Source organism: Gilliamella sp. Choc4-2, from assembly GCF_001690355.1.
Taxonomy (GTDB): domain Bacteria; phylum Pseudomonadota; class Gammaproteobacteria; order Enterobacterales; family Orbaceae; genus Gilliamella; species Gilliamella apicola_A.
Map to the genome: position 1 here is coordinate 45,352 of NZ_LZHG01000059.1, position 12,140 is coordinate 57,491.

10 protein-coding genes are annotated in these 12,140 nt (G+C 34.5%); 1 reads left to right on the forward strand and 9 read right to left on the reverse strand.

The features are described 5' to 3' along the window. Positions 1-575: 575 nt before the first annotated feature. From rluB to rnm, 3 genes are all read right to left on the reverse strand, one after another. The gene (gene rluB / locus A9G34_RS07650) at positions 576-1,451 is read right to left on the reverse strand and encodes a 23S rRNA pseudouridine(2605) synthase RluB (protein WP_065569365.1); all 876 of its coding nucleotides are present in this window, start codon (positions 1,449-1,451) and stop codon (positions 576-578) included. A 115-nt stretch (positions 1,452-1,566) separates the two neighbouring features. Continuing rightward, positions 1,567-2,187, reverse strand: a complete 621-nt coding sequence (locus tag A9G34_RS07655; protein ID WP_065569366.1) for an L-threonylcarbamoyladenylate synthase — start codon at positions 2,185-2,187, stop codon at positions 1,567-1,569. A gap of 104 nt (positions 2,188-2,291) precedes the next feature. Continuing rightward, the gene (rnm, locus tag A9G34_RS07660; RefSeq protein ID WP_218055701.1) at positions 2,292-3,128 is read right to left on the reverse strand and encodes an RNase RNM; all 837 of its coding nucleotides are present in this window, start codon (positions 3,126-3,128) and stop codon (positions 2,292-2,294) included. Positions 3,129-3,198: 70 nt separating this feature from the next. Between rnm and rraB the strand changes: the two genes are divergently transcribed. Beyond that, positions 3,199-3,597, forward strand: a complete 399-nt coding sequence (gene rraB / locus A9G34_RS07665) for a ribonuclease E inhibitor RraB (protein ID WP_034944952.1) — start codon at positions 3,199-3,201, stop codon at positions 3,595-3,597. Between the two features lie 83 nt (positions 3,598-3,680). Here rraB and A9G34_RS07670 read toward each other — a convergent pair whose 3' ends face one another. The 6 genes from A9G34_RS07670 to A9G34_RS10805 form a co-directional block, all read right to left on the reverse strand. Continuing rightward, positions 3,681-6,353 (reverse strand): beta-N-acetylhexosaminidase, encoded by a 2,673-nt coding sequence (locus A9G34_RS07670; protein ID WP_065569367.1) that lies wholly within the window; start codon positions 6,351-6,353, stop codon positions 3,681-3,683. An 11-nt stretch (positions 6,354-6,364) separates the two neighbouring features. Next, positions 6,365-7,780: an OprD family outer membrane porin gene (locus A9G34_RS07675; RefSeq protein WP_218055702.1), complete on the reverse strand. Its 1,416-nt coding sequence runs from the start codon at positions 7,778-7,780 to the stop codon at positions 6,365-6,367. 418 nt (positions 7,781-8,198) lie between these two features. After that, positions 8,199-9,053 carry a 3-deoxy-8-phosphooctulonate synthase gene (gene kdsA / locus A9G34_RS07680; protein ID WP_034946047.1) on the reverse strand — a complete coding sequence of 285 codons (855 nt, stop codon included), beginning with the start codon at positions 9,051-9,053 and terminating at the stop codon, positions 8,199-8,201. A gap of 16 nt (positions 9,054-9,069) precedes the next feature. Beyond that, positions 9,070-9,906 carry a peptide chain release factor N(5)-glutamine methyltransferase gene (prmC, locus tag A9G34_RS07685; RefSeq protein ID WP_065569368.1) on the reverse strand — a complete coding sequence of 279 codons (837 nt, stop codon included), beginning with the start codon at positions 9,904-9,906 and terminating at the stop codon, positions 9,070-9,072. Continuing rightward, on the reverse strand, positions 9,903-10,988 hold the full coding sequence (gene prfA, locus A9G34_RS07690; protein ID WP_065569369.1) for a peptide chain release factor 1: 1,086 nt from the start codon (positions 10,986-10,988) through the stop codon (positions 9,903-9,905). The genes prmC and prfA overlap by 4 nt, the downstream gene beginning before the upstream one ends. A 747-nt stretch (positions 10,989-11,735) precedes the next feature. Continuing rightward, positions 11,736-12,140 (reverse strand): hypothetical protein (locus tag A9G34_RS10805; protein WP_176701469.1); only part of this gene is annotated, 405 nt, incomplete at its 5' end.

Sequence of the window (12,140 nt, forward strand, 5' to 3'; positions counted from 1 at the left end):
CTGTGCTTAAGTAATGTCCCTAATATTTAATAATTGTTTTAATTTTATTAACTTACTATATATCATCGCTATCGACCTTTTAAAAATCAGAAACGCTTTTCTTATAAGCATTTTTAGGGTGTTTTTTCGGCTTCACTAGCAAACAGATAAACTACAATACAAAAATCAGACAAGATTAAACCTAACTTAATAAATTCATCTATTAAATGTATTTTAACATTTTCAGAGGGTTGGCTTAATTTTGAATTTATTCACAAGTAACTGTACTACACTTGAGCAAGTATACTTATTACTTCTTAAATAATAGGATTTAAAAAATTGCCAATGCTATTGAAAATAATTTTATAGGCTTTACCAACATTTATCATAATTTTTTCTGATCAGTTTAAACAAAAGGATAGATAATAAATGAGATTCATGTTTTTTTCATAAATCTCTTCAAGTTGTGGTAAATTTTAGATTACTAAATATACAGCAAATTTATTAAAAATTTTTAATGGGCTGTGAAAGAAAAGTTAGAAAAATAAAATAATAATCCCAATAATTTTATTTATACTTATTGGAGTAGCAAAAATTTACATCTTTGTTGTTTTTTTAGCAGTAAATTTTCTTGGTATTCTATTTAATTTTGTACGCTTAAACCTTAGCATTCTCTTATCTGTTTTAGTTGATATAAGAGATTTTACTTCTGGAGGCAAACTAACTATTTCACGTAGATAATTAACCGCATTGATATCTAATTCCATCCATGTCCCACGTGATAACTCTTTAGGTAACTTGATATTACCATAACGGGTACGTAATAACCGACTAACTTGTACCTCAATAGCTTCCCACATTCTGCGAACTTCACGATTACGCCCTTCAGTAATAACTACGTTAAACCATTGGTTTAGTCCATCTCCACCTTGCGGTTTAATCGATTTAAACGATGCTGGTCCATCTTCTAATTGCACACCTTTGCGTAGCTGATTAATTTGTTGATCAGTAACATTACCAAATACTCGCACTGCATATTCACGTTCTATCTCATGGCGAGGATGCATTAAGCGATTAGCGAGTTCACCATCGGTGGTAAATAACAATAGTCCAGAGGTATTAATATCTAAACGTCCAATATTTATCCAACGAGCATTTTTTAAGCGTGGTAACCGTTCAAATACTGTTGCGCGCCCTTGAGGATCGTTGCGCGAACAAATTTCACCTTCCGGTTTATAATAGGCTAAAACTCGACAAACTTCTTTCTGTTTACTTCTTAATTGGACCAAATGACCATTAATCCGAATTCTTGGGTTGGCATTTATATCAACCCTGTCCCCTAACGTTGCAATCTTACCATCAACGCTGATTTTTCCTGCAGCAATCATCGCTTCAATTTCACGACGTGAGCCATTACCTAAATTAGCTAAAACTTTTTGCAACTTTTCAGTATTGTCAGTTACTTTTTTCATTTTTTCCTCGTTACCTTCACAGGTATCAAATTAATCACTATCTATTTTGCGTAAAAAACTAAGACTGGCTTAGGTTTAATTCATATTTTGGATATCTTAATGCAACTGCCAGCAACTATTTAAAAGGTTTTATATCACCACTACCATAACGAATCACATCAGGATAATCATTGGTTAAATCAATAACCGTTGTAGGTTGTTGACTGATATAACCACCATGAACAATTGCATCAAGCTGTTGCCCTATTTTATATTCAATTTCATCAGGATCAGACTGCGCTTCATATTCATTTGGTAAAATCAGTGTTGTTGTCATTAAAGGTTCACCTAATAATTCTAGTAGAGCTAAATCAATTTTATTATTAGGAATACGTAAACCAATGGTTTTTCTTTTTTCATTTATTAAACGACGTGGAACTTCTTTACTTGCTTGCAAAATAAAAACGTATTTACCTGGAGTATTATTTTTCAATAGACGGAAAATAATATTATCCACATAAGCATAAGAAGATAATTCTGATAAATCACGACACATAAGGGTAAAATTATGACACCTATCGAGCTGACGTATTTTACAAATACGATCAACACCATTTTTATTGTCCATTAAACACCCAAGTGAATAACCAGAATCAGTTGGAAAAGCAACAACGCCACTATCTTTTAAGATCTTAACAACTTGCTCCAATAATCGACTTTGTGGATTATCAGGATGTATATAAAAAATTTGGCTCATAATATTCTTCTATATCAATATTTGATTTAAAACACTTTTACAATGTAAAATTTCCACCAAATACATTTTAATGGCACACTAACTTAAAGCAATTTTATTCCATATTAATTTAGCATCCAATTATGCCAAATGGGTATCACACTATCAGGTAAAGGCTTTGTTTTTCCCAAATCTAAATAATTAACAAGGTCATGAAAATCGGATCCTTGTGAAGCAAGCAATCCAAATTCATTTGCTAACTTTGCTAATCTTTGCAAATCATCTTGCATTTGCCTGCTTTGTGAGACTTCAATCGCATCTCCTCCCTCAGATTTAAACTCACTAATTAATAATTTTAATTTCGTCGCCGTTAAATCATAACGTGTTGGGTGTGCTAATACTGCTTGACCTCCTGCTGAATGTATAGCATTAATAGCATCTGCAATACTACACCAATTAGGCGGAACATAAGCATATCCACTTTTACCTAAATATTTTTTAAATGCTCGCTTCACATCTTTAACAAACCCGCCAGCAACTAAAAATCGGGCAAAATGAGCTCGAGAAACAATATCACCTTTAGCAAACTGCTTAGCTTGTTCATAAGCATTATCAATATTTAATTTAGCTAATTTTGCACTAATTGTTTGCGCGCGTTGAATTCGAGCTTGTTCTTGGGATAGTAAAAGATCTAATAATTGAGCATGATCAATATTAATATTCAACCCGACAATGTGAATCTCATTATTTTTCCAATTAGTTGATATTTCAACACCACAAATTAGCTTAATTGGTAAATTCTCATGTTCAATAGTTTTTTTCGCTTCAGCCAATCCTTTAACAGTGTCATGGTCTGTAATAGCCAAAACATTAATTTGGTTTTCCACTGCTCTTTTAACCAGGGCGCTTGGTGTTAGAACACCATCTGATGCTGTAGTATGAGAATGTAAATCAACGATCACTTTTTTCTCGAAAATTATTTTGAAACGTGTAATATACCACACAATTTGTACGACCACTAAAAGGTATATTATGAAAGATCAAATTCTCCTTACCCAACAAGATACTCAATCGATTATCGAAGAACTTTTAGAAGATGGCAGTGATCCCCATGCACTTTATTTAATTGAGCATCATATTTCATCCGAGAACTTTGATAAGCTTGAAAAAGTTGCCATCGAAGCCTATAAATTGGGTTATGAAGCAACCGATCCAGATGAAGATGTAGATGATTTTGGTAATCTTGTTATTGGTTTTGACATTATCGCCGAAACCCCTCTTAATGCAGAATTAATTAATGCTCAGATAGCTCAAATTATAACATTAACCCAAAAATTTGGTGTAAATTATGATGGATGGGGTACTTACTTCGAAGACGGCAGTGATGATATGCTTGATGAAAGTGATGTCGAAAACGAAACACTGCATTAATTTTATAATAAATTTTAAAAATATTTACCATTTTATTCCGTTAACAGATAAAAATGGTAAATGCCATTACTAATACTTTATAATTATTTTACTTGTTCAACTCGACTTATTTTTTTATGATCAGCAAAAGTACTTCGTACAAATACTACATCCCCTTTTGAGATTGCAACCGGATCAGTATAGCGATGCCAATTTTTACCATTATCGACGGAATATTCAATAATTAAACTAGGAAATATAATATTGGCAATAAGTTTATTGTTTTCAATTTTAGCTCCAGGAATAGGTAATCGATAATCAACCCCAGCTAAATCTAATTTCGCTAATTCACGTTGTCCAACCAAATTAGCAAACCGTGTCCAATCTTTTAATAACAATTTCTGATTTACATAATGTGTTTCACCTTGTTTATATTCACGATCTTTAAAGTAAGGTTTTTCCCAATCAGCTTGATGCCATGCTCTTTCTGCTACTGCCAATAATCTTGGGTACATCATGTATTCCATTTGAACATCGGTACGAACAATTTCGCTCCATAATTGAGCCGACAAACCATAACTGTCAAACCAATTCATGGTACCTTTGGCACTAAATGCATTCCCGTCGCGATCAGTTGAAGTTTCAGCATTCTGCGGTAAATTATTAGGCGCAAAACTAAAAATTTTACGTTCATCATTAAATCGAGTTCCCCAATAATAACCACTCTCTTTAGGATTTACTTCATATGGAAAATCGAGATATACATAATCTGGATTAGAGATAACCATTTGATAACCTTTATTGATCCATTCGCTTGCTGAGTCATAACCGCCCCAATAGAGTGCATCCCAAAAGTTAACGGTAACTTTATCAACGGCAAACGCCTTAGCATTTTTTGCATATTTCACGCCGTCTTGCCATGCTTGCATATGATTAATACCGTGATTTTTGATAATTTTACTCACTTCAATTGCAAAATAACTTGGTAGATGCTCAATATCTTTAATCGCTCCTTTTTTAATCAAGGTTTGGCATGCTTGTGATTTAGCCCAAGGGTGATCCTCAATGCTCTGATCAATCAATCCTTTACCATCTACTTTAGGTGATACATTAATATCTTGATATCCGGCCCCCAAACGAATATTTTTGGCTTCATCACCACCAAAATGCCAAACTGAAATAGGCTGACCTGCTTCATTATGCATTTTCGCAATTTCAGTAATCACTTTATCGACAAAGCGTTTAGACGAATCCAAACATGGATTAAGATAACTTTTGCGATCATAAAATTGAACGGTTGTGGTGTTAGATTTGTCGGTTGGATCAACTAAACGAAACTCGTTCGCTTGCTGTTCTTTGCCCTCTGACATTAATCGGCTGTACCGCGCTTCCATAGAAACAATTGCCGCTCTGGCATGGGCAGGCATATCAATTTCTGGTATCACCTCAATAAAACGAGCTTTAGCATATTTAACAATCTCAATATAATCTTCTCGACTAAAATAGCCACTTCCTGAATTATCATTATTAGGACCTGAACCTAATTGTGGTAATAGACATTTTTGTTCACTTAGGTCATGGCATCGTTGGCTACCTACATCTGTCAATTCTGGTAAGCCAGGAATTTCTATTCGCCAGCCTTCATCATCACTTAAATGAAAATGGAATTTATTCAATTTGTATGTAGCCATTTGATCAAGCAAGCGTAGAATCACATCTTTACTTTTAAAGTTACGCCCGGCATCAAGCATAATACCCCGATATTCGAAACGTGGTGAATCTTCAACATTAATACTAGCTATAGTTGGTTTATTGTTTACTGGAATCAATGAAAGAATTGATTGTACCGCATAAAAAATGCCACTTTCATCAACAGCTGTAATGGTCGCTTTTTTGTCTATAATATTAAGTTGATAAGCTCCAGGTAAAGCATTTTTAAACTTTGAAGAATCAATATTGGCTTCAATTTTAAACCCCTGAAGGGTTAATGGTATACCTAGCCGTTTAAATTGTTGACTTAATACTGAAAAGCTTGCTCGATTAAGCCCTTGCAATTGTAGATTAACACCTTTTTTGTCGAGTGTAATATCCGATTTACCCACAGTCAATTTAGTTGGTGTTGGAAGGATTTGCCCCCGCAAAGCTTCCGCATTAAGCATTTGCACATCTGTATTGCGCTCAAACCTTGTTATTGGCGTCATTAAAATATTATGATCATTTGGTGTACGCTTCCAATTGTCACCAATTGGTGACACAAAATTAGCTAACATTTCGGTATCAGTATTCTTTATGACTTTCGGTTTAGCGTCCGTTGATGTTACATACCAACGAGGAATAACATCAGTTTCACTTAATTGCCAATATTCACCAACAATTGGAATATCAATCGTTGATTTTGCTGGAAAACCCGTAAATTTTTCTGTTGGTTGAATTTTGTGTAAATCACCAGTAATGTGCGTGATTTTAAACTGATCGTTATTGACAGATAAAATCATACGGATACTACTGAAATAAATAGCCCAGTTGTTATCATTAATTGCAGCACCTTGATTAGTTAGGGAAATCGTCGCCCTATTACAAGCCGCCCAATCAGCTCCTAAAGCAGCACAATTAATACCATGTTCACCTGCTTGATTATCGTTAACAGTGTATTTTACACTAAGTTGGGAACTGATTGAGTCCACAATCGGTTGAGATGCAAAAGCAGTTTGTATCATCCCGATACTTAATAAAGATGCAATCGATGTTGCAAGAACTGCAATTTTGAACTTTTTCATAATGTGATTACCTATTTCTGTTTAGCATTAAAAACGGTAAATGGAATAGTTATGATGAACTTTATATCGTGTTCATCTTGAAAAATATTGCCATATCCACCATCCCAACTTGGTATATTAGTATGATTGTTATATTTGGTATAATGTAATTGGAAGGAAGTATTCTTAACCCATCCATTTGGAACTGTATAACCCAGATCAAAATTATATGCTGATTCTATTAAGCGTTGCTTTTGGTTAAAATCAGGATTAGTGCTTGGCTTTGCATTCCAACCATAAGCATAAGATATTCCAGTTTTCCAACCAGTAAGATAATGTGATAGATAGCTAAAATCATAAGTTGCTTCAGCAAATACGGCTTTTTCACCATTGGCATTAAAATCAGAACGAGAATTCCACCAAACATCCAAACGACCATTTGAAGATGCATAATCAGGCGTCATACGTTGTAAAAAAAAGCCCTGCTCTCCTCTAGCTTTTACGGCTACACCCTCAAGCCTTAAACCTACTGCTCCGATTTGATAACCTAGAGTCACAGACTGTAACCAAGCTAAACCGTCATACACATTCATTCCAACATGTGACTGATCCTTTGCACCATAGAACTGATAACTCATCGCCAAAGGGTTATCAAACAATTTGGTTTCATAAGAAACCTTACCAAAGTATTGATTCATATAATTATGAGATTGACCAAAAGCACCTTCTAGAACTAAACTATTTTTAAAATCATACTTAAAACCAACTGAATGCAAGTAGCTAATCTCCTTTCCTGCACCCCACTCACGAAATTCATAAAGTCTCTTATACCATGGTGCTTTATATCGATCCGCCCACATATAGGACATTGACAATTCACCAGCATCTTCAAAACTCAATGTGGTACCCAATTCTAATCCACGATAAGTACCAGGTAAAAAACTCAAATGCGTAGCTAATAAGGTTTGACCTGAAGGTTGTATATAACCTATATTCATCCAAAAAGCTTCACCAATTTTAAAATTGACCTGAGCTTTATAAAAACTAAGCCCACTCACGTCTTTTTTGTAATCTTCTTTCCAACGAGTATTTGCCCCACTAAATCCTATTTCATTCGGATGCCCATTACCACCATTACTAACTTCCCAAGCGCCATAACCTCCTAGGTTAATAGCAAACATATTGGCAATATACCCTGATTTAAAATCCAAATTGGTATTAAATGACGTATGTCTAAGATTTTTTTCATACTTATGTTCTTCAACATTTTTTCTTTCTCTATCACGATTCCAGAAAAATACATTTCCTGTCAATTCAGAATCTTTAACAAAATTACTGTAATAAATAGCATGGACAGGTACAATACTTGTTAGCAGCGATAAAAATAAAATCAATTTGGTTAAATGATTTAATGACTGAGGCACTATTAATGCATTACATAAATTCATATCTGCTTCCTTAAAACAACTTTGTTTAATCTACAGTAAGATAAGTCAGCATCTAACTTATCTTAATTAGTTAGAATAACTATATATATTTAGATTATCAAATTAGATAACCTATAATCGTGATCCTAATCACCAAAATAGTATTTTTTTGTGTGATTTTTTCGATAAATATCACAACTTCTTTTACTTTTAAAAAGTATAGTATTAAGTTTTAATAATAATATTGTGTAAATTTTTATATAACCAATTAAATTATAAAAAATAATAAGATGTTGTAAAAATGAAGAGTATAATAGGGGATAAATAGAAATTTAAAAGAGAAATTTCTTAAACTTCTCTTTTAAAACTTTAATAAATATACTTTTAAACTACCTTAAAATTGATATTTCTTTTAACTAGGAAAACATACTCATTCAAACTATTTTTCAGTATCAAGTTCTTCAAAACTTTTAACTAATTCGTCAATCGCTTTCACCTGTTTTAAGAAAGGTTCAAGTTTAGCTAATGGTAAGGCCGATGGACCATCACATTTTGCATTGTTTGGATCTGGGTGTGATTCTAAAAATAGTCCAGCAATACCAACAGCCATACCGGCACGAGCAAGCTCAGTAACTTGACCTCTACGCCCCCCCGAAGAAACACCCATAGGATCACGGCACTGAAGCGCATGTGTTACATCAAAAATGACAGGCGAGCCATGACTAGCTTTTTTCATAATATTGAAACCAAGCATATCAACAACTAAGTTATCATATCCAAAGCAACTACCTCTATCGCAAAGGATCACTTTATCATTACCTGCTTCTTCAAACTTTTCGACAATATTCCCCATTTGCCCAGGACTAACAAATTGTGGCTTTTTGACATTAATCACGGCACCAGTTTTTGCCATAGCAACAACTAAGTCGGTTTGTCTTGCTAAAAAAGCAGGGAGTTGAATAACATCAACAATTTCAGCTACAGGCTTACACTGCTGCTCAGTATGGACATCGGTAATGATTTTAACACCAAATTGTTGCTTAAGTTCTTGGAAAATTTTCATTCCTTCTTCTAAACCAGGACCTCGATAAGAATGTACTGATGAACGATTAGCTTTATCAAAAGAAGCTTTAAAAATATAAGGAACATTAAGTTTATTAGTCACTGTGACATAATGTTCACATATTTTCATCGCTAAATCGCGCGACTCAAGCACGTTCATGCCACCAAATAAAACAAATGGTAAATCATTAGCTACAGTGATATCACCTACTTTTACTCTTTTTTGCTGCATCATAAAATTTTCCTAATTAAGGTTTAAACCAACGACCAAGGGTTACTCTATCATTACCACTATAGTCTTGAAAGGTTTCAACTAACTGAAATCCGTGTTGTTTAAAAATCGTTTGAACATCTTCACCTTGTTTCCAACCATGTTCAATCAGTAACCAACCATATTGAGTTAAATGTCTGGTTGCACCTTGTACGATTAATCTAATATCAGCCAATCCTTTATCTTCTGAAACCAAAGCACTTTTTGGCTCAAAACGTACATCACCTTGAGATAAATGTATATCTGAAGGTTCGATATAAGGTGGATTGCTGATAATCATCGAGAATTTACGGCTTTTAATCGGTTTATACCAATCACCTTGCAAAAAATAAACATTATCAACCCCAATTTGGGTTGCATTTTGTTGTGCAAGTATTAACGCATCTCGATTTTTTTCTACTGCCGTAAATAAGCTGTCTGGTCGCTCTGTTGCCATAGCAATCGCAATAGCACCAGTTCCTGTACCTAAATCTAATACTTCACAAGGCACTTTAGGCAAGAATTCTAACCCTAATTCAACCAACTTTTCGGTATCTGGTCTTGGAATCAACGTTGAGTTAGAAACCTTAAATTTTAAAGACCAAAACTCTTTTTCACCAGTAATATAGGCAATAGGTTCACCTTTTTGGCGGCGTCTTAAATTTGCTTCTAAAGCGGTTAATTCATCACTTGTTAGTAATGTTTCACTAAAAGCCATTAAAAATGTTCGCGTTTTATGAGTAACAAAACTCAATAGAATTTCAGCATCACGCTTTGGGCTTTCACTTTCAATTAGTGTTTGAGAAGCATATTTAAGCCATTCTAGGTAGTTCATTCATCTTGTTCCGATAAAGCAGCAAGTTGATCTGCTTGATATTCTTGAATAATCGGCTCAACCAACATATCCAACTTACCTTCCATGACTTCATCTAAACGATAAATAGTTAAATTAATACGATGATCGGTAACTCGCCCTTGTGGGTAATTATACGTCCTAATTCGATCTGAACGATCGCCTGTACCTAATAAATTACGCCTTGTTGAAGCTTCTTCTTGTTGACGTTTTCGCATTTCAGCATCTTGAATACGCGCAGCTAAAACTGACATCGCTTTAGCTTTATTTTTATGTTGCGAACGCTCATCTTGACATTCAACCACAATTCCAGTTGGAATATGAGTAATACGAATTGCTGAATCAGTAGTATTAACATGTTGACCACCTGCGCCCGAGGAGCGATAAGTATCAATTTTTAAATCGGCTGGATTAATTTCTGGCATTTCTGCTTCAGGGATCTCGGGTAAAACAGCCACAGTACAAGCAGAAGTATGGATACGACCTTGTGATTCAGTTTCTGGCACACGCTGCACTCGATGCCCACCTGACTCAAATTTTAAATTACCATAAACACCGTCACCGCTAACCAGCATAATGACTTCTTTGTATCCCCCATGTTCACCATCATTTGAACTCATGATCTCAACGCGCCAATTGCGTGATTCAGCGTAGCGAGTATACATTCTGGCTAAGTCACCTGCAAAAATAGCGGCTTCATCACCTCCTGTTCCAGCTCTAACTTCAACAAAGCAATTATAGTCATCATTAGGATCTTTAGGTAATAATAAAACTTGAAGTTGTTTTTCTAAACTTTCAACGCGGTTTAAGGCTTCGTTTAATTCCTCTTGAGCCATATCACTCATTTCAGGATCCGACAGCATCATTTTAGCTGTTTCAATATCTTCTTGCGTCCGTTTCCAGTCAGTAAAACATTTAACGACATCGGTTAATTGTGAATATTCTTTAGAAAGAGAACGAAAACGATTTTGATCGGCGATAACTGATGCGTCAGACAATAATGCTTGAACCTCTTCATAACGCTCTTGTAGAGCTTCTAACTTACTGATAATTGAAGATTTCATAAAAGTATAAGTTTAGTAATAATCATTAATTGAATTTGCAAGGTATTATATACTTAATTGCCTTGGAAATACAGTTTCGTCACTATGTCAATAGTTTACATATCAATAATCAGCTGAAAAATATAAACATATTAAACTTTCGATTTTGTTTCTTACTCTTTTAAAAGTTTGATTTCTGATGTTTTCATTTCACTGTATTTTCTCGCCATTTATAGAAAAATTGAGGTACCGATTCCATATTTATGGCGAAGTTTTTTGACTGTAGAATCAATGCCTATTTTTTTAGCAATGTTAGTTTAGGAGAACAAGTTACATATTCAGTTTATCGCTGTGTATACAGGGAACACACGCGTTCATGTTAGCATTTTTAAATGATTCGCGGTTTATCCCTGTGTATACAGGGAACACGGCGTGATGCTAGCAAAGAGTTGCCAGAAGCCCGGTTTATCCCTGTGTATACAGGGAACACTCTAATTGTAGCTATCTGTTTTATTTACAGTTATAGCGACCAACAAATTCTACCAGATTTTTTAAATTTTTAAAGATTTTTAACTTATTGATTTTTAATAAGTCGTAAGTAGGCTTTTTCCAATTTCTATCGTTCCACCAAGAAACACCAATTTTTAATTTAAATTCAAAAAGATATAAATATTCGAATGTACCTAAACAAAAAATATTGTCTTTTACTTTCGTATTAGCGTGAGCTTTGCCCTACTTATTTATGGTGTGTTTTTTACACAATTACGATCATACAAGGTTTATTATCCTCTGAATTATTATCGATTGTTTAATACAGAATAACGGGTTAATGCGCTCTTCTTTTTCTAGTTGCCAGTTGCTTTTGACATGTTCGTGCGCTTCGTCCACTTTTTTCATGGCAAAATCTCGCTGATAAGGCTCGGTGATGCCAAGTTTATCTAATCCCGCTTCAATAAGCGCTTTTTGTTGTTGCTTTTCTTCTTCAAATAGCTCATCAACTTCGTTCCATTTGCTTAACCCTTCATCAGCATACCATTCACTTTCATATTTCACCAGTAAATGCCCTATCTGCTCCGCTGTCCAACTTCTGCGTAATCCTTCCTTTAAATCCCTATCCGTAAAAGTCGGTGGCGGTAGGTCTTTTTTTCGTTGGGTTGAATATATTAGTGTGCC

What these genes read in the sequence shown, in the direction of transcription:
- A9G34_RS07670 (WP_065569367.1), bottom strand. Translation starts at nt 6,353, where the DNA reads ATGAAAAAGTTCAAAATTGCAGTTCTTGCAACATCGATTGCATCTTTA.
- kdsA (WP_034946047.1), bottom strand. Translation starts at nt 9,053, where the DNA reads ATGCAGCAAAAAAGAGTAAAAGTAGGTGATATCACTGTAGCTAATGAT.
- rraB (WP_034944952.1), top strand. Translation starts at nt 3,199, where the DNA reads ATGAAAGATCAAATTCTCCTTACCCAACAAGATACTCAATCGATTATC.
- rluB (WP_065569365.1), bottom strand. Translation starts at nt 1,451, where the DNA reads ATGAAAAAAGTAACTGACAATACTGAAAAGTTGCAAAAAGTTTTAGCT.
- prmC (WP_065569368.1), bottom strand. Translation starts at nt 9,906, where the DNA reads ATGAACTACCTAGAATGGCTTAAATATGCTTCTCAAACACTAATTGAA.
- prfA (WP_065569369.1), bottom strand. Translation starts at nt 10,988, where the DNA reads ATGAAATCTTCAATTATCAGTAAGTTAGAAGCTCTACAAGAGCGTTAT.
- A9G34_RS07675 (WP_218055702.1), bottom strand. Translation starts at nt 7,780, where the DNA reads ATGAATTTATGTAATGCATTAATAGTGCCTCAGTCATTAAATCATTTA.
- A9G34_RS07655 (WP_065569366.1), bottom strand. Translation starts at nt 2,187, where the DNA reads ATGAGCCAAATTTTTTATATACATCCTGATAATCCACAAAGTCGATTA.